This is a genomic window from Bordetella sp. H567 (genome assembly GCF_001704295.1).
In the GTDB taxonomy this organism is placed as follows: domain Bacteria; phylum Pseudomonadota; class Gammaproteobacteria; order Burkholderiales; family Burkholderiaceae_B; genus Bordetella_C.
Window position 1 is genome coordinate 1,127,371 of the sequence record NZ_CP012334.1, and the last position, 25,479, is coordinate 1,152,849.

Consider the following 25,479-nt stretch of genomic DNA (forward strand, 5'->3'; position numbering starts at 1 on the left):
GCGGCGGCGCACGCGCGGCAAGGCCGGCAATGGCGCCGGCGTGGTCCGGGTCGGCAATGACGGCAATGGCAGCATCGTGGGCAAGCTCGGCCATGCACCCATGGCAGCCACCAAGAAGACACAACAACGGAGACGATATGGACAAGCAGCACGCAGCGTCCGGCGCGGACACCACGCGCACGGCGGCGCATTATTTCCTCGAGGGACTGGCCGACACCGGGGTCGAGTACATCTTCTCGAACCTGGGCACCGATCACGTCACGCTCATCGAGGAACTGGCCCGATGGCAGCGTGAAGGCCGGCGTGCGCCCGCCACGGTGCTGTGCCCGCATGAAAACGTCGCGGTGCATATGGCCGCGGGCTATGCGGCCATGACGGGGCGCGGACAGGCCGTGATGGTGCACGTGGACGCGGGCACCGCGAACGCGGCGATGGGCATGCACAATATGTTCCGCAGCCGCTTGCCCGTGATGCTGATGGCGGGCAAGGCGCCCTATACGCTGCGCGGCGAGCTGCCGGCTTCACGCGACAACTACGTGCATTTCGTCCAGGATCCCTTCGATATCGGCAGCCTGGTTCGCCCCTACGTGAAGTGGGAATACACGCTGCCGTCCGGCGTCGTCGCCAAGGAAGCGCTGCGCCGCGCCCACACGATGATGCAGAGCGATCCGCCGGGGCCGGTCTATATGACGCTGCCCCGCGAGACGCTGGCCGAGTCCTGGCCGGAATCGAAGATGCCCGGCTATCCGGCGGACCGCTATGGCGCCGTGACGCTGGGTGGTATCGATCCGGAACAGGCGCAGGCCATCGCCCGCGACTTGATCGCCGCTAGCTCGCCGATCGCCGTGACGGCCTACCTGGGCCGCAGCGCGCGCGCGGTCGCGGCCTTGACCCGGCTGGCGGACCGCTGCGGCATGCGTGTCTACGAATTCATGCCCACGTACATGAACGTGCCGCGCGACGCGGCCTGTTTTGGCGGCTTCGATCCCAAGGCCGGCCTGGCCGGCGCGGATGTCGGCATGTTGCTGGACGTGGACGTGCCCTGGCTGCCCGCCTTCGCCAGCGAGAATCCGCGAACCGCGTGGACGCACATCGACGTGGACCCGGTCAAGCGCGACTTCCCGATGTGGGGGTTTGCCACGCATCGCCGCCTGCAGGCCGATTGCGGCCGCGTGCTGGAGCAGGTGCTGGAAGCGGTCGAAGCCCTGGCCACGCCGGATTTCGACGCGCGGGCACGCCAGCGTCGCGAGGGCTGGACCGCGGACAACGAGCAGCGCCGCGCCACCCTGGCGCGGGCCGCCGCGCAGCCTGGCGCGGCGCAGGCGCTGTCACCGCAATACGTGTGCGCCGCCGTGGGGCGCGCCATTTCCAGCGACGACGTGGTCGTCAACGAGGCGATCCGCAATTCGCCGGCGGTGCTGGGGCAGATTCCGCGCAGCAAGCCGCTGACCCTGCTGGGATGTTCGGGCGGCGGCCTGGGCTATAGCGGCGGCATGGCCCTGGGCGTCAAGCTGGCACGGCCCGATGCGCGGGTGGTGCAGTTCGTCGGCGACGGCGGCTTTCACTTCTCCACGCCGACCTCGGTCTACGCGGTCGCGCAGCAATACCAGCTGCCCATATTCACCGTGGTGCTGGACAACGGCGGTTGGCAGGCCGTCAAGGAGGCGGTGCTGCGCGTGTATCCGGATGGCGAAGCGGCGGGGAGCGGCGACTTCCAGGCCAAGCTGGCGGGCCGGGGCGAGCGCCGCTTCGATCGCGTGGCGGCGTCCTTCGGCGCGCACGGTGAATACGTTGCCGAGCCCTCCGAGCTGGAAGCCGCGATCGCGCGCTGCCTGGCCGCCGTGGATGCCGGCCAGGCCGCCGTCATGCACGTGCGCATCGCGGCGCTGTAAGGGCAGGCCATGCGGCGCATATTGATCGTGGGCTGCGGCGCCATGGGCGGCATCTTCGCCGCGCATCTGGCGGGCGTAGCGGACGTGACCGTGCTGGACGTCAATGCGGAACACATCGATGCCATCCGCCGCGACGGCCTGCGTGTCGAGGGGCCTGCGCCGCGCACGGTGCCACTTCGGGCCGTCACCGGCGCCCAGGCGGTCGCGGGCGATTCCTTCGACGCGCTGATCTTCCTGACCAAGTCCGGGCAGACCGGCGCGGCCTGGGCCGCCCTGCGGCCGGTGCTGCGCAACACCCCGCTGCTGGTGACCCTGCAGAACGGCATGGGCAACACCGAAACCCTGCTGGCCGGTGGGGCGGGGCCGGTCGCCCGCGGCGTCGCGCTGGATGCAGGGCGCTTTCTGGGTCCCGGCCGCGTCGAGCATCTGATCCACGGCAATACCACCTGGATCGGCCCGGCGCGCGGCACGGTGGACGATTGCGCCTGGCTGGCCCAACTGTTGTCCGATGCCGGAATGCCGGCCCAGGCCCTGGCCGATCCCATGGACGCGGTGTGGTCCAAGTTCGTGTTCAACGCCGTGATGAATCCGGTCGGCGCGCTGCTGCTGGGCGTGAACCGCGCGCGCTACGACGTGCCGGAAGTACGCGACCTGATCGACGACATGGCGCGCGAATGCATCGACGTCGTGACCGCCCTGGGCGGCCGGCTCGCATTCGATCCCCTGCACCTGGTCAAGCAAACGCGCGCGGGCGAACGTCCCATCACGCGGCATGCGGGCTCGATGGCCCTGGACATCGCGCGCGGCGCCGCCACCGAAATCGATGAGCTGACCGGCTACATCGTGCGCGAGGGCGATCGCCTGGGCGTGGCGGTGACGGCATGCCGCACGGTCTACCGCCTGGTCAAAGGCCTGGAGCTCGCGCGTGCGGTTCAGCTCGAAGAAACCAGAATCGATCCCTGATACGGCCTAGAGAAGCCGATACCCCCCTGGAGACTGCAATGACCTTGACGCGTTCCCTCGCGTACCGGCTGGGCACGATGGCCCTGTCGGCCGGCACCGTGCTCGGCGCTTCATCCGTCCATGCCGAGGACGCCTATCCCTCCAAGCCCATCACCATCATCGTGGGCTACAGCGCGGGTGGCGCCAACGATTTGCTGGCCCGCGTGGTGGGAGAAAAAATGTCCACGCTGTTGAAGCAGCCCGTGATCGTGGAAAACAAGCCGGGCGCCGGTTCCATCATCGCGGCGAATTTCGTCGCCAAGGCCAAGGCGGACGGCTACACCCTGCTGATGGGCGCCAGCGGGCCGATCTCGTTCAATCCCTCGCTGTACAAGAAGCTGCCCTACGATCCGCAGAAAGACTTGACGCCGGTATCGCTGGTGGGGACTTTTCCGCTGGTACTGGTGACCCAGAAGTCCAACCCGGATACGGGATCGCTCCCCACGCTGATCGCATACGCCAAGGATCATCCAGGAAAATCGAACTACAGCGCCAGCTCGGCATCGTTCCAGCTCATCACCGAGCTGTTCAAGCGGCGTACGCAAACGGCGTTCGAATACATCCCCTACAAGAGCAGCTATGAATCCGTGATGGCGGTCAGCACGGGCGATGCGACCATGACGCTGGCGGATTCCAGTCCGGCCATGCAGGGCATATCCAGCGGTCGCGTGCGCGCGCTGGCGGTCACGTCGCCGCAACGCATCAGCTACATGGCCGATACGCCCACGCTAAAGGAACTGGGTATCGACATGACGGTGGAATTGTGGAGCGGCCTCTTCGTGCCGGCGGGTACGCCGCCGGCCGTGGTGGGCAAGCTGGAAGAGACGGTCAAGACCATCATGGACGATGGCGACGTCCGCAAGCGGGTGGAAGGCATGTCGATTACGCCGGCCAGCAGCACGTCGCGGGACTTTGCCCAGCGCATCGCGCAGGAAATTCCCTTCTGGAAGAAAATCGCGCAGGACGCTGGCATCCAGCCGAACTAGCCGGCCGCGGCAGGCGGTTTCATCGGGCGGGGATTTGACATACGATAGGCCCCGCCGCGGGACGACGTCCGCGACGGCCCTGATCCGCCATCCTGGAATGATCCCCTCATGAAGTTCGAACGCATGGTCAGCACCGTGGAAACGCACACGGGCGGCGAGCCTTTCCGCATCGTGACCAGCGGCCTGCCGCGCTTTCGGGGGGCCTCCATCGTGCAGCGCCGCGCGTGGGTCAAGGAAAACCTGGACGACGTGCGGCGGGCCTTGATACTCGAACCGCGCGGCCACGCCGATATGTACGCGGGCTACCTGACCGATCCGGTATCGCCGGATGCCGATTTCGGCGTGATCTTCGTGCACAACGAAGGGTATAGCGATCATTGCGGACACGGTGTCATCGCGCTGGCAACGGCCGCCGTGGAGCTGGGGTGGGTGACGCGCGGCCAGCCGGAAACGCGCGTGGGCATCGATGCGCCGTGCGGGTTCATCGAAGCCTTCGTCGAATGGGATGGCGAACGGGCCGGCGAGGTGCGCTTCGTCAACGTGCCATCCTTCCTGGTGGCCCGCGACGTGTCGGTGGACACCTCTACTTTTGGCCGCGTTACCGGCGACATCGCCTTCGGCGGCGCCTTCTACTTCTATACCGATGCCGCCCCGCATGGCCTGGTGGTCGACGCATCCGATATCGAGCGCCTGGTCCGTTTCGGGGCGGAAGTCAAAACCGCCGCCAACGCGGCCTATCCGGTCGTGCACCCGTTCATCCCCGAACTGAACCACATCTACGGCACCATCGTGAACGGCCCGCCGCGCCATGCCGGCTCCACGCAGGCGAACTGCTGCATCTTCGCCGATCGCCAGGTCGACCGCTCGCCCACCGGTTCCGGCACCGCCGGCCGCATCGCGCAACTGGTCGCGCGGGGCCAACTGGCGCTGGATCAGGATTTCCAGAACGAATCGGTGATCGGCACTCTCATGCGCGGGCGCGCGCTCAGCCGCACGAAGGTGGGGGATTACGACGCCGTGATTCCACAGGTATCGGGCCGCGCCAGCATCCACGGCTTCGCCAACTGGGTGCTGGATGAACGCGATCCGCTGAAGAACGGCTTCCTGGTGCGATAGACGGGCGGCGGCCGCGTCGTGGCGCCGCTTCCTGCACCTGCTTCATGGTGCTCCGGTTCCGCGGGATGCCGGTCCGTAGCCGTCAAGGCAGGAATGCCATGAAAATGAAGGTCGCGAAAATCACCAGGTGCACGAACCCGTACAGCACATTGGTCCGCCCGCTGCCCAGTGTCACGATGCTGACCACCAGCGTCAGCAACATCAACACCGTGTCGCCCGGACCCAGGCCCAGGACCAGGGGCTTGTGCAAGGCAAGGCTGAGCGCCGACACGGCGGGAAAGGTCAGGCCGATGGTGGCCAGCGAAGAGCCCAGCGCCAGGTTCAGCGCCTTCTGCAGTTCGTCGCGGCGGGCGGACTGGTAGGCCGAGATGCCTTCGGGCAGCAGCACCAGGATGGCCACCATCAGGCCCGTCACGGCCGGCGGCGCGCCGATGGCCTCGCGGCCGAACTCCACCACGTTGGCGAATTGCTTGGACAACAGCACGACGGCGACCAGCGCGACCAGCAGCAGGACGATGCTGAACGCGAGCGCGCGCCCGCCGATGTGGTGGTTCTCATCCGGCGCATGGTCGGATAGCGTGATGAAGTAGTCGCGGTGCCGGACGGTCTGGATATACAGGAACGCGCCATACAGCAGCAGCGTCATCACCGCGACGAAAACCAGCTGCCTGTCGGAGTACGAGGGCCCTTGCATCTCCTGTACATAATTGGGCAGGACCATGGTCAGCGTCGCCAGCACGATCAGCACCGTCAGGTAGGCGGAAGCGCCGGTGCTGCCGTACCGTTGCTCCCGGAACCGCAGGCTGCCGCCGAGGATACAAATGCCCGCCAAGCCCGTACACACGATCATTACCACGGAGAACACGGTGTCGCGCGCCAGTGCGGGACTGCCGTTTTCATCGAAGATCATGATGGACACGATCAACGCGACTTCGATCACGGTCACGGATGCGGTCAGTACCAGTGTCCCGTAGGGTTCTCCGGTGACGTGGGCGATGATTTCGGCGTGGTAGACGGCCGCGAAGATCGTACCGAACAGCACGACCATCATCAGCACCGCCACCGCCGCATTGCCCAGGCTGGCAACGAAGGGCGTCGCGAACCCGTAGGCGGCGGCCGCGAAGTAAAAGACCAGGGCCAGCAGGGGATAGACCCAGGTCGATCTGGGCATGGACACGGCATGGGTTTCTGACGGCATGTTCACTCCGGGTTGGTGAAGCTTTGTCGCCCATACGGTGCAATGGCGCCTGCCTATCTTAGTCAAAGTCTTGCCGCGCGGGGAATGTATCGCACTGTATTCGCGGGACGTGGCCGGTACATGGCGATACCGCCCGGGCCCGTGGCGAAGAAACGCCCGATACATCCGGCCGATGTAATGCCTGCACGCCGAAACCGGGAGGGGTAAGTATCCGGATGCGGCCGGATCGCCCACTGAGGACAGTCGGGCATCCCCATCAAACTGCATAGGAGAATCTCGCATGTCCGACCAGATCAACAACCGTCGCCGCCGCTTCCTCGGTACAGCCGCTGCCGGCATCGGCGCCCTGGAGCTGGGATTGGCGGGGCTGGCCAAGGCCGAAACCGCGGCCCCGGGCAAGAATGGCGTCAAGCCGGCTATCGGCAAGACAGGCGGCGCCCGTGCGTCGGCCGGCTCATTCGCGACGATCAAGCAGATCGACGCCGGCGCGCTGAACATCGGCTATGCGGAAACCGGCCCCAGCGACGGGCAGGTGGTCATCCTGCTGCATGGTTGGCCCTACGATATCCACAGCTACGTCGATGTGGCGCCCATGCTGGCGGCCAAGGGCTACCGGGTGATCGTGCCGCACCTGCGCGGCTACGGCACGACGCGGTTCCTCTCCGACGACACGAAGCGCACCGCCCAGCAGTCCGCGGTGGCCGCGGACATCATCGCACTGATGAACGCGCTGCAGATCCGGCGCGCCGTCATCGGCGGCTACGACTGGGGGGCGCGCACGGCGAACATCATCGCCGCCTTGTGGCCGGAACGGTGCAGGGCCATGGTTTCCGTCAGCGGCTATCTGATCGGTACCCAGGCGGCAAACAAGGCGCCGCTGCCCCCGGAGGCGGAACTGGCCTGGTGGTATCAGTTCTACTTCGCCACGGAACGCGGCCGGCTGGGCTACGAAAAGAACTGGCATGACTTCGCCAAGCTGATCTGGAAGACCGCCTCGCCGAAATGGCAGTTCGACGATGCGACATTCGAACGCTCCGCCGCGTCGCTGGCGAATCCGGATCACGTGGCGATTACCATCCACAATTACCGCTGGCGGCTTGGCCTGGCGGAGGGCGAGCCGCAGTACGACGCGCTGGAAAAGCGCCTGGCCGAGCTCCCCACCATTGCGGTGCCGACCATCACCATGGAGGGCGAGGCCAACGGCGCGCCGCATCCGTCGCCGGCGGCGTATGCGAAGATGTTCACGGGCAGGTACAAGCACATCGATCTGCCCGGCGACGTGGGGCACAACCTGCCTCAGGAGGCGCCGCGCGCGTTCGCGGACGCCATCATCGAAGTGGCGGGATGGTAGCCGGACAGCGTCGCGTAGTGGCGGGAAGGTGGGGCCCCGCGGAATCGCAATGTGGCCGTGTGGACAGCCCCGCGGGATTCAGGCAGCCTTGCGTGACCGCCCGCGAGAGATCCCCGCGCCGGCCTCCGGCCGCAGCGCGGCATATCCGGGCGCGGACGCCAGCACCACGGCGGCGATCGCGATGAACGACCACGCGAAATCCCAGTGCGCGGCATGGTCCCGGCCGGACAGCATCATCGATATCTGCATGACGCCCGCCGCCACGGCGACGCCGGCCGCGCGCGGCAGATGCTGCGCCGTGCCGGAAAAGGACGTCGCCGCGGACAGCTTTTTTGGCGGAACGTCGGCGTAGGTCAGCGCGTTCATGCAGGCGAAGTTCAGCGAGCGCGCCAGGCCGCCGCATAACAGCAAGGCGAAAATGGCGGTTTCCGGCCAGTCCGCCGTCAGCGTCGCGCAGCCGAGCAAGGTGGCCGCGAAGGCATAGCAGCCGCCCAGCAGGATGGTGCGCACGCGATACCGCTGCAGGAAGAACTGCGCCATCGGCCGCATGCTGAAGGCGCCCACGGCGCTGGCCAGCGTCAGCATGCCGCTGCGCGAAGCCGATAGCCCGAAGCCCAGTTGCAAGGTCAGGGGCACCATGAAGGGCAGGGCGCCCGCGCCGGCGCGAAACAGGCTGCCGGCGGCCGTGGCGGCCTTGAACGTCGGGATGGAGAGCAGCGAGAAATCGATGGCCGGGTTCGGCACGCGCTTGCAATGCCGCACCGTCAGGCCGAAGAACAGCAGTCCGAGCGCGATCGCCAGCCAGGGGAGTTCCGGCGCCACGATCCCGCGTCCCACGGTCTCCACGCCCACCATGAAGACGCTGATGGCAAGGCCCATCAAGGTCATGCCGCGGATGTCGAGCTTCGGCGGCCGCTCGGTCTCCGTATGCGGAATCAGGCGCCACACCAGGGCGAGCCCCAGGATGCCGATGGGCAGGTTGATCCAGAAGATGCTGCGCCACGAAAACGTGTCGGTCAGGAAGCCGCCCAGCGGCGGTCCGATGACCGGGCCCACCATGGCGGGCATCGACAGCCACGTGGTGGCGGACAGCAGGTCTTCCCGACGCACGCCACGCAGCAGCACCAGGCGCCCCACCGGCACCATCATGGCCCCGCTGGCACCTTGCACGATGCGGGCGATGACAAGCTGCCCCAATCCATTGGACAACGCGCAGGAACAGGACGCCGCGGTAAACAGGAAGATCGCGCACATGAAGATCCGCTTGGCGCCGAAGCGGTCCGCCACCCAGCCGCTGACGGGAATGAACACCGTCATGGCCACCAGGTAGGACGTGATGGCCGCGCTCAGGTGCACGGCGTTGACGTTCAAGTCCCGCGCCATCGCGGGCAGCGCCGTCGCGATGGCGGTGCTGTCGATGTTCTGCATGAAGAGCGTCGTGGCGACCACCACGGCGATGACGCGAAAGTTGCTGTGCGGGTTCACAGAAAGGGGCTGTATGGGGTGATGAGGCGATCGCGCGAGGGCCGGAAAAGCGCATCGGAATCCGGGGACGGGCGCGGAGACAGGCCCTGGATTCTCGGCCAGAGGCGTTGGCCTTGTCAAAACGGGGCGCCCGGCGCTTACGGATTCATGGTTTTGTCAGGACCGGCGGCCCGGCCGCGGTCGCGATGGCTGTCCGGCGACATGAACCTGCGGGCATACTTTGTCACCCAGGACCCGGCTACCACCCGCCGGCATGGAAGGTATCCCGGCCATGCGGGCCATCGGCTGCCCTCTGGTACGGTTTCACGGCGCCCCCCCGCGAAATCGCCCTCAAACTCGGTTGGAACACAAAAGTTCGGTATGACGTTGACGCTCCTTATCGCCATTGTTGCCCTCGCCACGCTGTTTCTCCTGCTCAGGCGGCGGCGCGCCGGCACAGCCTTGTACGCGGTATCGCTGATCCTCGTTTTGGCGGTGGGCTGCGGTCCGGTACCGGCGTGGCTGCTGGGCGATCTGCAATCCCCTTACCTCGCCAGGCCCTCCGTTCAATGGGGCAGCCGTAATGCCATCCTGCTGCTCGGTGCCGGTACGGCGAAGATCCCCGGGTCGGGGCAGGTGGAGCCAGGGATCTTCTCGTATCCACGGCTGGTCGAAGCCGCAGGCCTTTATGTGGACTGCCGCAGGGCCCAGACGGATTGCAAGATCCTGGTCAGCGGGGGCGATGCGCTAGGCCAGGGCAGGGCCGAAGCATCGGTCTATCGGGACGTCCTTGTGGGGATAGGCATTCCGTCCGCGGATATCCTGGTCGAATCCCGCAGCATGAACACGTGGCAGAACGCGCAATTCAGCAGCGCGATGCTAAAGGACTATGGCGCGAATCGGGTTTTGCTCGTTTCTTCAGGCATACATCTGCGGCGCGGCCTGATCTACTTCGCGCATTTCGGGGTGGACCCGACCCCGATGCGTGCGGACTATCTGCGCGCGGTATCGTCCTGGCTGCCGCTGGCGTACAACTTCGCGCTGGCCGATTTCGCGCTGCACGAATACATAGGTATCGCGCGCTACCACCTGTACAACGCGATGGGGTGGAACGCGGCAAGGACCTTGCCGGGCCAGGCTTGATATCCCCATCGGTGAACGCCGCGGATCCGCCGCGCTCCAGCCGCCGCTTGCGTCAGGATCCGGCGTTTGGATCGTCGGCGCAGTGGGCGCATCCGGGTTGGGGGTCGGTGCCAGGTTTATCGCCTTTTTTCGCGCTTTCTTCCCGAAACGCCTTCTCTCCCGCATCCGAGACTTCCACCCATTTCTGGTCGGGCGGCGCGTCCGCGACGTAGCTGTCGTGCCAGTTCCACCACTTGTAGGTCGGGGTCTGCGGATAGCCTTCCGGTGAATCTTCCCAGACTTCCTGCCGGCCCAGCGGCGTGATGTCCAGGTAGTTCCACGTATTGCCCATCTGCTCGTCGCCGCGATTGTTCAGGAAGTAGGTGCGGTAGACGCGGTCGCCGTCGCGATAGAACACATTGGTGCCGTGCCACTCATGGACGCCGAAATCGGCGTCGAAGCTGTCGGTCAGCGTGAACCAGGGCATCTGCCAGCCCATCCGTTCCTTCAGCCTGGCGATATCCGGTTGCGATGCGCGGGATACGAAAACCAGCGTGGTGTCGCGGGCGTTCAGGTGCGCCACGTGGGCGACCTGATCGGCCACCATGGAGCAACCGCGGCAGGCGTGGTCCGGCCAGCCGTACACGCCCGGCTCGAAGAAGGCGCGGTAGACGATCAACTGGCGCCGGCCGTCGAACAGATCCAGCAGGTTGATCCGGCCCGCAGGGCCGATGAAGGCATACGGCTTGTCCACGGCCATCCACGGCATGCGCCGGCGTTCCGCGGCCAATGCGTCGCGGGCGCGTGTCTGGGCCTTTTCCTTCACGAGCAGCCGTTGCCAGGCGGCCTCCCATTCCTGGGGCGACACGACGGGGGGTGTTTGCATGGCGGGGTGTCCGCCCTGGGCGGCTTGTGGCGTTGACGCGGTCATGGCTTACTCCTGGATGGGGCGATGCGAAATGCCAGGGGCTGCGCACCCCACAGCAGCCTGCCACGCATCGTGCGATGGTTGCTGTGTGGCCATTTTCACACCTCGCACGGACCGGGGGGAGTGACAAACCTGTCGGCATTTTTTTCGTGTTGCCACTCCCCCTTCCGCTTCCCTCCCGCTATTGCTCCTATACAGGCGCGGCGGCCTGCACATCGCGCACGACACCCTCGTCCAGCAGGTACTGGATTTCCGCTTCGCTGTAGCCGTACTCGACCAGGATGGTGCGCGTATCCTCACCAGGCCGGGGCGCCGCCCGATGGTATTGCGCGGGCGTCGCCGAGAACTTCACCGGCATGCCGATCGTGGAAACCTCGCCGGCGTCCGGATGCTGCTGCCGCACCACCATATCGCGCGCCAGCGTCTGCGGATGCGACAGCGCCTCTCCGACCGAATGCACCGGTCCCGCGGGCACGCCGGCCCGGTCGAAATCGGCCAGCCACTCGTCGGCCGAGCGTTCCCGCAGGATCTCCGAGATGGCCTGCGTCAATTCCGTGCGGTGACGCATGCGATCGCTATTCAGCGCGTACCGCGGGTCTTCCGTCCATTCCGGCCGGCCCAGCACCTGTGCAATGCGGGCCCAGTTCTTTTCGTTCGCACCGCCGATGATGATCCATGACGTCGCCGTCGGAAAGGCCTGGTACGGCGCGGTCAGTACATGCGCCGAACCGCTCGGCCCGGGCGATACCCCCGATCCGAAATAGATGGCCGCGTGCCAATACAGCTGCTGCAGGCTGGCCTCCAGCAGCGAGGTCTCCACGCGCTGGCCTTCGCCCGTGCGCTGCTTGTGCTGGTAGGCCGCGAGTATGCCGAAGGCGGCGAGCAGGCCCGCATTGATGTCCGCCACCGAATTGCCCGTGCGCAGCGGCGGCCCGCCCGGTTCGCCGGTAATGCTCATCAAGCCGGAGAAGCCCTGCGCGATCAGGTCAAAGCCACCTTTGTCCGCGTACGGTCCGGTACTGCCGTAGCCGGACACGCTGCAATAGATCAGGCCAGGATTCTCGCGGCGCAGCTCTTCGTAGCCTAGCCCGAGTTTCTCCATGGTGCCCTTGCGGAAATTCTCCGTGATCACGTCCGCGCCGCGCAGCAGGCGCATCAGCACCGCCTTGCCCTGTGGATGTTTCAGATCCAGCGAGATCGCCCGCTTGTTGCGATTCAGCATCAGGAACGGCATCGAAACGCCGTTCACTTGCGGGTCGCGATACTGCCGTGCGTCATCGCCGCCTTCCAGCTTTTCCACCTTGATGACGTCCGCGCCCAGGTCGGCCAGCATCATGCCGCAGGTGGGGCCGGCCATGATCTGGGACAGTTCGATCACGCGCATGCCCGCGAGCGCGCCGGTGCGCGGGGAGGGGTTCCGGGTTTCCTGCATGGTCACTCCTGCATCAGGTAAGCGGCTTGGGCACTTAGCGGCCGGTGAAATCTGGCGTCTGCTTTGCCAGGAAGGCGCGGTAGCCCGTGCGGAAGTCCTCGGTGTCGAAACACTCGAACGCTTCGTCGCGCTCCGCGTCGTTCAAGGCGGCGCCGGTACCAAGCCGGCGCACGAACTTCTTGTGCCAGCGCGCCACCAGCGGCGCGCCCGCCGCGATGCGCTGCGCGGTGGCCTGGGCCTCCGCGGCGACCTGCTCGTCGTCCACCACGCGCGTCACCACCCCAAGGCGCAGCGCTTCGTCCGCGCCGAAAATCGTGCCTTCCAGCAGCATCGCGAGCGCGACGTCGGGGCCCACCAATCGCACCAGGGGCGCCAGCTCCGAATAGGACATCACCAGGCCAAGGTTCTTGATCGGCACGCCGAAGCGCGAGCTGGTCCCGCAGATGCGCACGTCCGCCAGGCCGGCGATTTCCATGCCGCCTCCCACGCAGATGCCGTGGATCTGCGCGACCACCGGATGGCGGCACTGCCCGATGGCCTCGATCGTGCGTCGCATGATCGCGCCGTACTCGCGCGCCTGCGCCGAATTGGAGCGGAAGGTCTCGAATTCCGAGATATCGTTGCCCGGCGAGAACGCCTTTTCGCCGGCGCCGCGCAGGACGATGCAGCGCACGCTATCGTCACGGGACAACGCCGTGAAGGTATCCCCCAGCAGCCGCCAGGCGTCGACGGTCAGGGCATTGAGCTTGGCGGGGCGGTTCAGGATCACGGTGGCGATGGGGCCATCGCGCTCACTCAGGATGAGCGCTTGTGGCGACGTCACGGCTTCGGTCATGCTGCGGCTCCGGTTCGGGATGGGTTCATTGCTTGGCCTGTTCCTTGGTCAGCCCCAGGCTGGAAGTCAGTTTCCCGTAGCGCACCCACTCCTGTTCCAGGTAGGTATGGAAGGCGGCGGGTGTGTCGGGGCCGCCGCCCACATCCATGCCCTGGTCGGCAAGCTTCGCGCGTATACCGGGATCTTTCAGCGTCTGCGCCAAGGCCTGGTCCAGTTGCGCCAGGATGGGCGCCGGCAATTTGCCGGGCGCCAGGACGGCGTACCACTGCACGATGTCCACGCCCTTCACGCCGGCTTCGGCCAGAGTCGGCACGTCTGGAAGCCGCGGCGTGCGCTCGGCACTGGTGACCGCGAGGGGCCGCAGCTTGCCCGCCTGGATCTGCCCGATCACGCCGGGCAGGGTGTCGAAGTTCAGATCGACCTGGCCGCCCAACAGGTCAGCCACGGCCTGGCCGCTGCCCTTGTAGGGCACGTGGACCATTTCCACTTTCTCGATCTGGGAAAACCGTGCCGCCGTCAGATGCTGCGGGCTGCCCAGTCCGGAGGACGCATACGTCAATCCGCCCGGCTTCTTGCGCGCGGCATCGATCAGGTCCTGCACCGACTTGAAGTCGTGGCGGGTGGGGTTCACCACCAGGACGTTGGGGACGGCGCCGATATACCGCACGGGCGTGAAGTCCTTGATGGGATCGAAGGATGACGGCAGCACATAGGGCGCCGCCACCGTGGACTGCATGTTGGCAAGCAGCAGGGTATAGCCGTCCGGCTCGGCCTTGGCCACCATGTCCGCCGCGATCAGGCCGGAGGCACCGGGCTTGTTCTCGATGACGATCTGCTGCTTCAGCAGGCCGGAAAGGTGCTGGGCAACAATGCGGGCCGATACGTCCGTCCCCCCTCCGGGGACGAAACCGACGATCAGCCGGATGGGCTTGTCGGGATACACGGCGGCGGCGGGGCCAGCCTGGGTCAGGGCGAGCATGCTGCTGATCGCTACGAGGGCTTTCTTCAACATCGGCGTCTCCTATGGCGGGGTGACCAGTGAGCTGGTCTATCATTCCCGTGTCCCGGTTGGTATTTTTCTGGGATTTGATGTCTGGTATACCAGATACCACGTTATCCCGGATTTTTGCGGCGTACACCTATGACAAACCCTCATCCCGCCCTGACGGACGATTTTCCTGGCGAAGGATTCGCCATCCACCACCCGACCTTGCCCGCCGTGGTGGCGGACCGGCTGCGCCAGCTTGTGGTGAACGGCACGCTGCGTCCAGGCACCTGGCTGAACGAGCGGGAATTATGCGATCGCCTGAAGGTGTCCCGCACGCCGCTGCGGGAGGCGTATCGGATCCTGGCCTCCGACGGGCTGCTGCACATCCAGCCCAAGCGCGGCGCCATGGTCATCGAACTCTCGCGCGAGGATGTGGAAAATACCTTCGACGTCCTCTGCGTGCTGGAGGGCCTGGCCGTCAGGCAGGCGGCGCAGCGCGCGACCGATGCGGAACTCGCACATATCGCCAGCCTGCATCGACGCATGCTGGAAGGCTACGCGGCGCGCGACATCGCAGCGTATTTCGAGGCCAGCATGGGCACGCATATCGCGATCAGCCGAGCCGCGCATAATCCCGCGCTGGTCACTTCCTATGACCGCTTGAACCTGCAGGTGCAGGCGCTGCGCTACAAATCGAACCTGGACCCTGATGAATGGGCCGCCGGCGTCGCGGACCACGAGGCCTTCGTCAAGGCGCTGCTGGCGCGCGACGGCAAGCGCGCAGAGGAACTGATGCGCGCGCATTTGGATAGCAAGAAGAGCTTCAATATGCGGTGAGGGCGGGCGCCGGATGACGGCGCTTGCCGATCCTCGGTCCGCGCGCGCTGGGGTCGACATACAGCAGTCGCAGCTTCGCCGTTGTTTCGTCGTGGCGCATCACGAAACCGACCCCACCATCCTGCCGTCCTTCTCGGCGATCCAGCAGCGCTCGCAGGTGAATCAAGGTTCAGTATGGTGCGCGGCTTTTGCACGTAAAATCCCGCTGCCGCCGGGGACACATCGGCGCAGTGCCTACATATCCGGGATGCACGTCGATCTCCTGACCCTCTACTTCCTTGCCATCGGAACGCTTCTGGCCAGCGCCGGGATGACGTTTTGGGAACATCGCGGCAATCCGAAGCGGGGCAAGGCCCTGCGGATCCTGGCGATAGGGTACGTCACGCTCGCGATTGGCTGCGCCACCGTGCTATTTCGTGGCGCCCTGCCGCCGCCGGTCGGCTCCGCGATCAGCAATCTCGTCATGCTCTCCGGCTATCTTTTGATCCTTGGCGGCGTGGCCACGCTAAGCGGCAGGCATTATCGCGCCGCTTCAGTCTCTCTGCTGATCGGGATGGCCCTGGGCTGGGCGGCGGGCGGAGCGCGATGGCACGATGTCGTGTGGAACTACGTCAGCGCGGCGCCGATCGCGGCCGTAAGCGGACTGACGGCTTGGGAGATGCTGCGATGCGATGCAATGAAGTCGCTGGCATCGCGCCACATTGTTGTGGTTCTGGCGAGCTTGCATGCGTTCGTTTATGCTGCTCGCGCGATCGTCCTGCCTTTCCTGGTGAACGCATATGGGCAAGCGACGCAGGTCCTCGCCAGCCAGATCACCATGTTGGAGGGCGTCCTGTATTCGGTGATATTGCCGATGGCTTTGCTCAAGCTCGTCCGTGACGAAACCCATGGGCAACTTCTGCGTGAATCCCAAACGGACTACCTGACCCGGCTAGGCAATCGCCGATGGTTTTTCGAGGAAGGCGCGCGCGTGCTCGATGATGGGCGACCACACAGGGCCGTTGCCGTTCTCGCGTTCGACCTGGACCAGTTCAAGGCGATCAATGACGTCCATGGCCACCATACCGGCGACAAGGTCCTGAAGTCGTTCGCTGAAATCGCGCGCGGCGCGCTGGGGCCGGAGACGATCTTTGCCCGTATCGGCGGGGAAGAATTCGCCGCGCTCCTGGTAGGGAAAGATGCGCTTCACGCCAAGGCGCTGGGCGAAGCCGTCGCCAATCGTTTCGCCGAAACCATCCTGGATGAAGTCCGGGGCCACGGGATAGCCGCGACAGTCAGCATAGGACTCGCATATTTCGAAAACGAAATCCCGGCGCTGCCCGACGCGCTGGCCGCCGCGGACCGCGCCTTGTATCGGGCCAAATCGCTCGGAGGCAATCGCCTCGAATTCGTGCAGGCCGCCGCTTCCGCGGCCGAGTGACTTCACCGTTCCTTCCGCCTTGCGCGATCTGCGCTTACACGGTGGCGCTGCACGATCTGTCGATCCGCGGCAATTGCGCCGCGCCCCGCCGTGGGACGACTGTTGGCACGACGGGACCTTCCGCGTGACCAGGCAGGCTGACGGCGTTAAAACGCCTGGAGGGTGCACGGGGCGAACGTCCCGATTCAACGGTCGTCAAACGCGCGAGCGCGGCGACGCGAGGTGCCGCGTGAATAAATCAAAAGTGGTCGGCCCCCTTTGGCCGTTGAATGGTGCGCCGAGCGTCCATGGTGGGATCCGTCTCGCAATATGTCTTCGCCTTTCGCTGAAATTAATGATTTATGCTGGGCCCCATACCGATCCCCGGACATAGACACGTATGAATCCCTCCGTAATGACCCGCCGCGTAATTCAACTGGACGCATTCGGTGGCGCGGATGTTCTCCAACTCCGTGAAGAGCCGATCGCGCCGCCCGCCGAAGGCGAAGTGCAGCTTCGCCAAGTCGCGATGGGGTTCAACTACATCGATATTTATCAGCGCTCGGGCAAGTACCCGCTTCCTTTGCCGACAGGCCTAGGGCACGAAGCTGCGGGGGTAGTGGAAAGCGTTGGCCACGGCGTCACTGACTTTCAAGTCGGTGACCGCGTCATCTACATGAATGCCGGTGTTGGCGCTTACGCCGATCGCCGCAATGTCGACGCGACGAAGCTGGCGCGTATTCCCGACGGCATCGACGAAATCATGGCAGTGGCCGTTTTCTTCAAGGCCATGACGGCCGAGTATCTGCTGCACAGGACCTATCCGGTGAAGGCGGGCGATATCGTCCTGGTCCATGCCGCGGCGGGTGGCGTGGGGCAGATACTCAGTCGATGGGCCAAGGGCCTGGGCGCTTGCGTCATCGGCACGGCCGGCTCGGATGAAAAATGCCGGATTGCGCGGGAAGCCGGCTGCGACCACGCCATCAACTACAGTCAGGAAGGATGGGTCGAGCGCGTGATCGCGGCTAGCGAAGGCCGCAAGGCGCATGTGGTCTATGACTCTGTCGGGCGGCATACCTTCCTGGGTTCCTTGGACTGTGCGAGGAAATTCGGCACGGTCGTGGTCTTTGGCGCGGCGTCCGGTCCGGCACCGTCCATCGACCCGGAGTTGCTGAATAAAAAAGGATGCCTGTTCCTGACGCGCCCGTCCGTGTTTCCGCATAACGCCGACGCCGCTGCGTTTCGCGCGAACGCAGACGCCGTCTTCCAGGCGCTGCGCAAGGGCTGGATCAAGCCCTCGGTATCCGCCCGCTTCCCGCTCGACAAGGTGGCGGACGCACATGCGATGGCGGAACGGCGGCAGAACGCGGGGTCTATCGTCATCCTGCCGTAGGGGACCTTCCCTTATGACGTTCAGGGCCGGCCGGCCAGCTTCAAGGTGGCCCAGCACGTGCTGCGACCGCATGATGCAGGCTCCTGCGCCGAGCCGCCCGATTGCGCGCGGCCTGGCCGGCCCCGGCTTGTTGGGCTAGATTTCGGAAGAAAATTCAAATAGCGGCCGAAAGCCGCCACCCGAGCATGCCGGCCGTGACCATGGCAGCGATAGCACCGCCGATGGCCACAACAAACCAGGTGACGATGTTGGACTTGGGGGCGTCCATGCCGTGGGCCCGCAATACCAGGCGCAAACCGCAAGCCAAATGGGCGATCAGGAGAAACACGCCCAGCGAATAGTGGGGTAATAGGCGTATGTTCCATGGGTCGGCAAGCACGCCGACGGGCGCACCTACGGCCCAGGCGTAATCCGTCTCGGTTCCGAAATATCGGGCCAGCGTGAAAACCGAATTCACGTGCGTTGGGATGAACATGGCCAGGTACGCGCCAGAGGTGACTTGCAGCGTACCCAGCAGATCCAAGTATCCGGAGCCTTTTCGGTTGAATAGAACCAGGCCGCTTAGTATCTGGAACAGCATGGCCGCCAGTATTGCCGGCTCTACGATAGGCGATCTGTAAAAGGTCCGCAGGGCTTTCATGACGCTTCGATGGACGTCGGTGCCAAACACACCTAGTAGGTGATTGAAGATATGCGGGCCAAGGAAGGCCAGCAGCAGCAGCAGCGCTGTGACGCCATGCAGGGTTCGCAGGACAGGGATGCGCCGGGGGGCCTCGCCTGGGCTCGATCGGCCAGGGCGCGCGGTGGATGCTGTCATCAGGCCGAACATCGCGATCGACAGCCAAAGCGTCGTCCATACTGCTATGTCGGGCAGTTCAATCTTCATCAGGTACAGCAGTACGCCGACCAAGGTATAAGCTGGCGGGGCGGCGAAAGCCAAACAGCACAGGCGGCGGGCGAGCACTATACGCGCGGTTGGCACGGCGACGGTTCCAACCTTGTAGGCGCAGAAAAACGCGAAGGCCGGGACGGCATAGGCCGTCATGAGCCAAGCGACTACGACCGTCGGGCCGTTTCCATTCGTGTAGGCGCGATTGGCAAGGGAAAGTGCCCACGGGTAATACAGCACGCAGGCCAACGGCAAGATCCATACCCATTCCAGGGTAGAAGCCGTATGCCGTACGGCCTCTTGGTGTCGAACTGCCTCGGAAACGGAATCGTGGGAAATCGACATGACAAAGATCGGTGGGCAACGTGAAATTCGACGACGCGCGGCAGTGAGATCATCCCGTGGGTATTGGTGCTTCCGGTCGGGATGGCTTGGTGAATGGCCCGGCACCGAATGCTAGGAGCCGAACGGCGTGACGGTAAGGGCCATAAAGCGACATCTCGACTAGGCCATGTGAATGCGGGGTTATGGCATATTCGGCTCGCCTGCTCATGGTCTTTTCGATCGAGCCAAGGCCACGCAACATCACGCTACCGGAACTCTTGTGTCGGAATGGCAAGACCGAATGAGATGGGCAAACCCTCGGTAGAGACGGCTTACGCATGGCGGTGCCACGCATGCCATGCTCACTCGCATTGATATTCATGACACCCGTAGGTGCAATGAATGAGTTGTCGCCAGTTCCATTTTTTTATGGGTCGCATTCGCGGTGATGCTTATCTTGGAATGGAGCACTATGGTCGCACCTAACGAAGGTTACTGGAGGCTGGGTTGGGTCCACATAAATGACCAGATCGTGGAAGGTGATTTATAACGACGCGACCGCTCGTTATGGCGAAAATCTCTAGGTCCGCTATCGGCTGTGCATTCAACCGGTCGTTCCCCCCACTTGTTCGCGAGTGGCCGTTCGGGGATAAAAGGAGCACACCAGCGGCCAAAGAGTTGGAACGATTCTTTCCACTATGCTGGCATGGGGTTCCATGAGTTATCTCCGAGTGGTTTTGTAGTACTTCTTCAACGTCGCGATGGTTGGGCGAAGATTGACGGGAAGAGGGCCGACCACAACCAACCGTGGGATACTTATCTCCACATTCAAGCCAATCGCGGATCGAGGATCTCAATCGAAATGAGCTTCCTGTCCTCGAGGAGGCGGGTGACGCGTGCAAGAACCCGCTGGCCGATAGCCAGGGCGCCTGGCTTAGCCGGGCTGGCACGGGCGTCGCGCGGCTTACCCGCCGATTCCCGGTAACCAATATCGATGAACACGCCTTTATCATTGATGGAGGTGACGCGGCCAACCACGGTCATCCCGACGCGGAAATCCTCATAGCTATACGTGGTCTTTGGCTTGACCTGGTAGCCAAACTGGATCGACCGCATATTCCGGAGCTCATAGACGCTCGGTGTTTTATCCCCCGCGCGGTGAAAGGTCAGTTCCGCGGCGGTCGGGACTCTCCACGTCGTAGTGGAAGCATCCCGGCCCGTTCCCGTTGCCAGGGCGTCAAGATCGGGGGCGCGGAAGAGCGACCTCACGATGCCTCGGTCCACGTCGAATGCCACGTGAGACAGTCGTGCGCGATCGAAATTGCCACGCTCGATGTCATCGGGCCGCTTGCCGATAATGCTCACGATGTCTCCGCAAAGGGTCAGGCCGCCATTTAGTACGATCACATCCCAACCGCCCAGCTCCGCCAGCGACTGGCGAAATGCGACGATCTCGGGTGAAGGCACGGGGGCCTTCGCTGTTTCGAGCTTGAACCCGAAGAAACCCATCAGCGCATGAAGTAGTCGAAGGAGAAACGGCTCCGATCCGTTTGGCATGCGGTTGCGCAATTCGTCGAAGCGAAGCACGTCCGCGCGGCCGGCGATTTCATCATGCAGGCAGAGGTTGCCATAGGGATCGTAGAAGACGACAAAATGCCTCATCTTTACGGGCACCCGCGCTTTGCTCATATGATGGAGTCGGAGGATCTCCGCGCGCTCAGCGACGTCCTCAAACAATTTACCGCCGTTGACTACTTCTCCCTTGCGGTTGACCTGGACGACATCACCACTTTCGTCCAAGCTGACCTCACCGGTCCAGTTCTTCAGCTCCACGATAATTGCTTCAGTGGGGCTGGTGAAAACGAAGTCTAGCTCCCTGCGGCGTCGCGCAGTCGGGTCTGGTACCCGAACACCGTTGACCAACTCCCATCCGGTCCCAATCAATCGAGGCGCCAGGATATTACACACTTCATGTTCGGCTTCATGCCCGCGAAGTGATGTGTCGCTCGAATCGTGGCGATACGCCTTGGCGTTCTTGCTCGCTTCCTTGATGCGTTTGAACAGGTCGAACATAGAAGGTTGACTGATGAGAAGAAGCCAAATCGTAGCATTGAGCGGCACCTACGGATCGCTGTGGACGGGGCGCATATTGGGTGATCTGCCTCCAAAACGAGTAGCCTACTGGCAGGCGAGAGATGTCACCATGAGGGCCTGACTTCCGTGTCAGGGCCACCAAAGCGGTCTTAGCAGGACGGTCCTCGAACGGCTGAAAGGGGGTCGGAAGCGGATGCAGGAGAGCTACCCGCTGGATCGCGCGTCCATGGCACTTGTCTCCGGGCGTACGGTTCACGTTGAATCACGCAGGTGTATCTTGCGCCCGCGTTTCGCCAAACCAAAGCCCGTCCATGCCGCCATTCGTAAAGGCGAACGATGGATTACAGGCGGGGAGCGCCTAGGGGCGAAAGGACGCACGCTCTGCACGCTTTAGCTTGAGTTGCCCGCTGGCGTCTGCCGTTGGCCCATCGCTTCAAACGAAGAAAGGTACGTGACGACGTCTGCGAGCGTCAGCTTGCCGCCGTTAACTGCAATTTGTCCCAGTACAAGTCATGGCGGAAGCGCTCGGCGAAGTAGTCGACGCACGCGCGTATCTTTGGGGATACGAAGGGTCCTGCGACATAGTGAAGCCATACATGCGATCCGAACGTGCCGAGCGCTTCGTACTCAGTGAGTAGCACACGCATCGTGCCGTCCTCGACATCGGGGCCGATGGCGAAGGTGGGCATCAGGCCCACGCCCATGCCGGCGCGAGTGGCGCGGTATACGGCTTCGCTGTCGTTGACTAGGTATCGGCCTCGCACGGAGATGGCGAATTCCGCTGTGTCGCGGCGAAAGCGCCATACCTCTCCCGACGTGACCGAGGAACGATAGAACACGCAGTTGTGGCGTTCCAGGTCGGCCGGGGTACGGGGTGTGCCGTGACGTGCAAGGTATTCCTCGGCGGCGCATACGACCCACCGCACATCGGCCAGCTTGCGCGCGACCAGGTTTGCGCCGGGGATCACATCGGCGCCGATGGCCAGATCGAACCGCTCCTTCACGAAATCCGCCAGGCGATCGCTCATGGTCAGTTCGATGGACAGGTGCGGATGCAGGCGCAGGAATTCTGGAATGGCAGGAGCGACGTACAGGCGGCCGAAGGCCGATGCCGCGCCGATGCGAAGTAGCCCACGTGCCTCCGCGGCGAATTGGCCCGCGACCATCTCGCCGGCTTCGGCCTCGCGGGACATGCTGGCGCAGTGCGCGAATACCGCTTCGCCAACTTCGGTCAGGCTGAGGCGCCGCGTGGTGCGATTCAGCAGGCGAACACCTAGCGACTGTTCCAGCCTGGAGACGTGCTTGCTGACCGCCGAGGCGGACATCTGCAGGTGAAGAGCAGCGGCGGAAAAGCTTTCGTGTTCCACCACCTTGGCGAACACGATCATGTCGATAGGGTTGTGCATGAGGCGATTCGCAGGTTCATGGCCGCCGCTGGCAAGGCTGGCAACGGGCCAAATTACCGAAGGGTAGGAGATCGTTCGGGCATCGGGCGTCGCTGGGCCGCCCCAAGCTTACGAATGGCGTGCCGATTCGTCAACGGATGGAAAAAGACAAATTCCATCCGGACGGCTTATCGCGGCGGCCGTGCTTACCTAGAATTTGCGGGTTGATCGAGGCCATGCCGCTTTTGATGCCATGCCGCTTTTTCTACTGACTCGCACCAATTACGACCACCGACCACCGATGCTGGTGACCGGTCACCGGTCACCGGTCACCCCGGCCACCGCCCATCGGCTATCGGTCATCAGCCATCGGTCCGCGCGCTGCACTGCATCAGTGCGACGCGCACCAACACGGAGATTCATATGCGCGCCAATGTGTTCCCGGACGGCTTGTCCAAACGCATCGTAGGAGGGAGGACGCTTTATTCCCCGGTCGTCTCGTTCGATCTGGGCAGCCACAAGTTGGTGTTCGTTTCCGGCCTGCTGGCGCGCAATGCCGCCGGTGACATTGTGGGCGCGGGGGATATGGCCGCCCAGATACATCAGGTTGGTGCGAACCTGAAGGAAGCGCTGTCGTCGGTGGGCGCTACCTTGGATGACCTGGTGCGGACCTCCACCTACACGACCCGTATCGATGAGTTCTTCCGGCACGTGGACGCGCGCCATGAGTACCTCGGGAAAAGCCTGCCCACCAGCACCACCGTGGAGGTGACGCGTTTGTCGCATCCCGACTTCATGGTCGAGATAGAAGCCATGGCGATCCTGGAGTCGACGCCCGGCTAGTCTGGGATGATGGAGCCGTCATGGCGATCATGCGGGCCGTCGGATGACAGGGAAAACCCTGGGCGAGCAGGGATGCACGCCACAAAACACCACACAAGGGAAACAGCGATGAGCGGAAACAGCGGCGGAATCATGCGGTCTCGGCGCGCCCTGGTACAAGCGGGCGCGGCGGCTTTCGCGGGGGCGATGCTGGGGATGCCGACCTTGTCGGCGGCGCAGTCCAAGCCCGTGAAGATACGGTACGCCACGGGCGGCGGCATCGGTCCCAATGAAATGGAGACCGTGATCTTCCTGGACTGGATGCAGAAGAACGTCCTGCAGCAGTACGGCAAGGCGTATGTGGTCGATATGACATACACGCGCGGTACGCCGGAAGCCGCGACCTTGCTGGCAGCGGATCAAGCGGACATGGCCACGCTGTCGTTCTCGGTGTTCGCGACGCTGATGATGAAAGGCGCGATCCCGGACGGCCTGGCCATCGTTGCCGACAATTATCAAGACGCCAAGCCGGGCTATGCCGCGAATACTTTCTTCGTCCTCGACGGCTCGCCGATCCAGAAAATCGAAGACCTGCGCGGCAAGCGCATCGGCGTAAACGCCTATGGCTCGGCGGTGGATCTAGGCCTACGCGTGCGCCTGAAGAAAAGCGGCCTGGATGCGCGCAAGGACGTCGAAATCGTCGAGATCGCCTTCCCCAATATCGGCCCGGCGCTGCGCGAGAAGCGCATCGACTGCGGCGTGCTGGTGATTCCCTTCATGATTGGCGAAACCGCCAAGGGCGGCTTGCGCCCGCTGTTCAATGGCGGCGATGCCTTCGGCACCTACGCGCCGATTTTCCAGGTGGCGACGCGCGGCTTCATCAAGTCCCAGCGTGCGGCGGTGTCCGCGTTCCTGGCCGACTACGTGCGCGGCCTTCAGTGGTTCTACGATCCTGCGAACCGGAAGCAGGCCATCGCGTTGACGGCGGGTTTCACCAAGTCTCCCCCCGAGCTGCTGGATTCGTATTTCCTGACGAACAAGGACTATTACCGCGACCGCAATGCCTGCGTCGACGCCGCCCTTATCCAGCGACCGGTCGATGCGATGGTGGAGCAGGGCTTGATTGCCAAGCCCTTGAAGATCACCGATTATCTCGATGCCAGCCTGTTGCCGGGAACCTGCGCGTCATGAGCTTCATCACGGTCAGCGATCTCTCCAAGCGTTATGGCTCACGCCATGGCGACGTCATGGCCTTGCAGGATGTGAATCTGTCGATACGCGAGGGGGAATTCCTCTCCGTCGTCGGGCCTTCGGGCTGTGGCAAGAGCACCTTGCTGTATCTGATCGGCGGCTTCCTGCAACCGGACCGGGGTGCCATCCATGCCAACGGCAGGCGAGTGACGGGCCCGGGCGTGGACCGCGGCGTGGTGTTCCAGGAGTACGCACTGTTCCCGTGGTTGACCGTGGCCGGCAACATCGAATATGGCCTGAAGGAAGCCGGCAAGCCGGCGGCGGAACGCGCTCGGATCGTGCGGCATTATGTGGACCTGATCGGCCTTACCGGTTTCGAGAACCGTTATCCCAAGGAACTGTCTGGCGGCATGAAGCAGCGCGTCGCTATTGCGCGCACCCTGGCGTGCGGGCCGCGCATCCTCTTGCTGGACGAGCCGCTGGGCGCGCTGGACGCGCAGACTCGCGAAGGCATGCAAGACGAGCTGCTGCGCATCTGGCAAGCCACGTCGACGACCGTGGTGATGATCACGCACGATGTGACCGAAGCGGTATACCTGTCCAGCCGTATCGTCGTCATGAGCCGCCGGCCGGGCACGGTCGTCGAGGAATTCCCCGTCGACCTGGATCGTACGCAGGGCCGCGAGGCGCTGATGCTGTCCGATCCCTTCAACGCCTTGCGCAACAAGGTCTGGCTGTCGGTGCGCCGCCAGGCGGCGGAGCAGGAGCACGCATGAGCGCCGCCGCGCGGCCGCCCGGAGGCGGCGCTCCCTCCCTCGGGGAGGATGTCGC

General features: G+C 64.2%; 21 protein-coding genes. 12 read left to right on the forward strand and 9 right to left on the reverse strand.

What is annotated here, in order from left to right; translation table 11 throughout:
* Positions 1-137: 137 nt before the first annotated feature.
* From AKI39_RS05060 to lhpH, 4 genes are all read left to right on the forward strand, one after another.
* On the forward strand, positions 138-1,892 hold the full coding sequence (locus AKI39_RS05060) for a thiamine pyrophosphate-requiring protein (RefSeq protein WP_066633171.1): 1,755 nt from the start codon (positions 138-140) through the stop codon (positions 1,890-1,892).
* A 9-nt stretch (positions 1,893-1,901) separates the two neighbouring features.
* Positions 1,902-2,855: a ketopantoate reductase family protein gene (locus AKI39_RS05065; protein WP_066633173.1), complete on the forward strand. Its 954-nt coding sequence runs from the start codon at positions 1,902-1,904 to the stop codon at positions 2,853-2,855.
* 38 nt (positions 2,856-2,893) lie between these two features.
* Entirely contained in the window at positions 2,894-3,880 is a 987-nt protein-coding gene (locus AKI39_RS05070) for a Bug family tripartite tricarboxylate transporter substrate binding protein (protein ID WP_066633175.1), read from the forward strand.
* A gap of 108 nt (positions 3,881-3,988) precedes the next feature.
* The gene (gene lhpH, locus AKI39_RS05075) at positions 3,989-4,996 is read left to right on the forward strand and encodes a trans-3-hydroxy-L-proline dehydratase (RefSeq protein ID WP_066633177.1); all 1,008 of its coding nucleotides are present in this window, start codon (positions 3,989-3,991) and stop codon (positions 4,994-4,996) included.
* Positions 4,997-5,078: 82 nt separating this feature from the next.
* On the opposite strand, the gene AKI39_RS05080 is transcribed toward lhpH, so the two are convergent.
* Complete coding sequence (locus AKI39_RS05080) at positions 5,079-6,194, reverse strand: calcium:proton antiporter (RefSeq protein ID WP_066633179.1); 1,116 nt, start codon at positions 6,192-6,194, stop codon at positions 5,079-5,081.
* A 280-nt stretch (positions 6,195-6,474) separates the two neighbouring features.
* Here AKI39_RS05080 and AKI39_RS05085 point away from each other — a divergent pair, with 280 nt between their 5' ends.
* The gene (locus AKI39_RS05085) at positions 6,475-7,545 is read left to right on the forward strand and encodes an alpha/beta fold hydrolase (RefSeq protein ID WP_066633181.1); all 1,071 of its coding nucleotides are present in this window, start codon (positions 6,475-6,477) and stop codon (positions 7,543-7,545) included.
* Positions 7,546-7,623: 78 nt separating this feature from the next.
* Here the strand turns inward: AKI39_RS05085 and AKI39_RS05090 are convergent, their stop codons facing one another.
* Complete coding sequence (locus AKI39_RS05090) at positions 7,624-8,973, reverse strand: MFS transporter (RefSeq protein ID WP_066642233.1); 1,350 nt, start codon at positions 8,971-8,973, stop codon at positions 7,624-7,626.
* A 417-nt stretch (positions 8,974-9,390) separates the two neighbouring features.
* On the opposite strand from AKI39_RS05090, the gene AKI39_RS05095 reads away from it, so the two are divergent.
* Positions 9,391-10,152 carry a YdcF family protein gene (locus AKI39_RS05095; protein ID WP_066633183.1) on the forward strand — a complete coding sequence of 254 codons (762 nt, stop codon included), beginning with the start codon at positions 9,391-9,393 and terminating at the stop codon, positions 10,150-10,152.
* Positions 10,153-10,204: 52 nt separating this feature from the next.
* Here AKI39_RS05095 and AKI39_RS05100 read toward each other — a convergent pair whose 3' ends face one another.
* The 4 genes from AKI39_RS05100 to AKI39_RS05115 all read right to left on the reverse strand — a co-directional run bounded on the left by AKI39_RS05100 (position 10,205) and on the right by AKI39_RS05115 (position 14,338).
* Entirely contained in the window at positions 10,205-11,062 is an 858-nt protein-coding gene (locus tag AKI39_RS05100; RefSeq protein WP_083228629.1) for a DUF899 domain-containing protein, read from the reverse strand.
* Between the two features lie 187 nt (positions 11,063-11,249).
* Entirely contained in the window at positions 11,250-12,491 is a 1,242-nt protein-coding gene (locus tag AKI39_RS05105; protein WP_066633185.1) for a CaiB/BaiF CoA transferase family protein, read from the reverse strand.
* A gap of 34 nt (positions 12,492-12,525) precedes the next feature.
* Positions 12,526-13,326: an enoyl-CoA hydratase/isomerase family protein gene (locus AKI39_RS05110; RefSeq protein WP_066633187.1), complete on the reverse strand. Its 801-nt coding sequence runs from the start codon at positions 13,324-13,326 to the stop codon at positions 12,526-12,528.
* Positions 13,327-13,351: 25 nt separating this feature from the next.
* A complete protein-coding gene (locus AKI39_RS05115; protein WP_066633189.1) occupies positions 13,352-14,338 on the reverse strand; it encodes a Bug family tripartite tricarboxylate transporter substrate binding protein in 987 nt (328 codons plus the stop codon).
* Between the two features lie 129 nt (positions 14,339-14,467).
* Here AKI39_RS05115 and AKI39_RS05120 point away from each other — a divergent pair, with 129 nt between their 5' ends.
* The 3 genes from AKI39_RS05120 to AKI39_RS05130 all read left to right on the forward strand — a co-directional run bounded on the left by AKI39_RS05120 (position 14,468) and on the right by AKI39_RS05130 (position 17,943).
* Entirely contained in the window at positions 14,468-15,151 is a 684-nt protein-coding gene (locus tag AKI39_RS05120; protein ID WP_083228630.1) for a GntR family transcriptional regulator, read from the forward strand.
* Between the two features lie 247 nt (positions 15,152-15,398).
* Positions 15,399-16,571, forward strand: a complete 1,173-nt coding sequence (locus AKI39_RS05125; protein ID WP_066642237.1) for a GGDEF domain-containing protein — start codon at positions 15,399-15,401, stop codon at positions 16,569-16,571.
* 379 nt (positions 16,572-16,950) lie between these two features.
* On the forward strand, positions 16,951-17,943 hold the full coding sequence (locus AKI39_RS05130) for a quinone oxidoreductase family protein (protein ID WP_235610750.1): 993 nt from the start codon (positions 16,951-16,953) through the stop codon (positions 17,941-17,943).
* Positions 17,944-18,097: 154 nt separating this feature from the next.
* Here the strand turns inward: AKI39_RS05130 and AKI39_RS05135 are convergent, their stop codons facing one another.
* From AKI39_RS05135 to AKI39_RS05145, 3 genes are all read right to left on the reverse strand, one after another.
* A complete protein-coding gene (locus AKI39_RS05135) occupies positions 18,098-19,177 on the reverse strand; it encodes a hypothetical protein (protein ID WP_201258551.1) in 1,080 nt (359 codons plus the stop codon).
* 807 nt (positions 19,178-19,984) lie between these two features.
* Positions 19,985-21,229: an NERD domain-containing protein gene (locus AKI39_RS05140; protein ID WP_066633195.1), complete on the reverse strand. Its 1,245-nt coding sequence runs from the start codon at positions 21,227-21,229 to the stop codon at positions 19,985-19,987.
* 491 nt (positions 21,230-21,720) lie between these two features.
* Positions 21,721-22,656 (reverse strand): LysR family transcriptional regulator, encoded by a 936-nt coding sequence (locus tag AKI39_RS05145; protein ID WP_066633198.1) that lies wholly within the window; start codon positions 22,654-22,656, stop codon positions 21,721-21,723.
* Positions 22,657-23,058: 402 nt separating this feature from the next.
* On the opposite strand from AKI39_RS05145, the gene AKI39_RS05150 reads away from it, so the two are divergent.
* From AKI39_RS05150 to AKI39_RS05160, 3 genes are all read left to right on the forward strand, one after another.
* Complete coding sequence (locus tag AKI39_RS05150) at positions 23,059-23,478, forward strand: RidA family protein (protein WP_066633206.1); 420 nt, start codon at positions 23,059-23,061, stop codon at positions 23,476-23,478.
* A gap of 108 nt (positions 23,479-23,586) precedes the next feature.
* On the forward strand, positions 23,587-24,648 hold the full coding sequence (locus AKI39_RS05155; protein ID WP_066633209.1) for an ABC transporter substrate-binding protein: 1,062 nt from the start codon (positions 23,587-23,589) through the stop codon (positions 24,646-24,648).
* Complete coding sequence (locus AKI39_RS05160) at positions 24,645-25,424, forward strand: ABC transporter ATP-binding protein (RefSeq protein ID WP_066633211.1); 780 nt, start codon at positions 24,645-24,647, stop codon at positions 25,422-25,424. The genes AKI39_RS05155 and AKI39_RS05160 overlap by 4 nt, the downstream gene beginning before the upstream one ends.
* Positions 25,425-25,479: the final 55 nt, after the last annotated feature.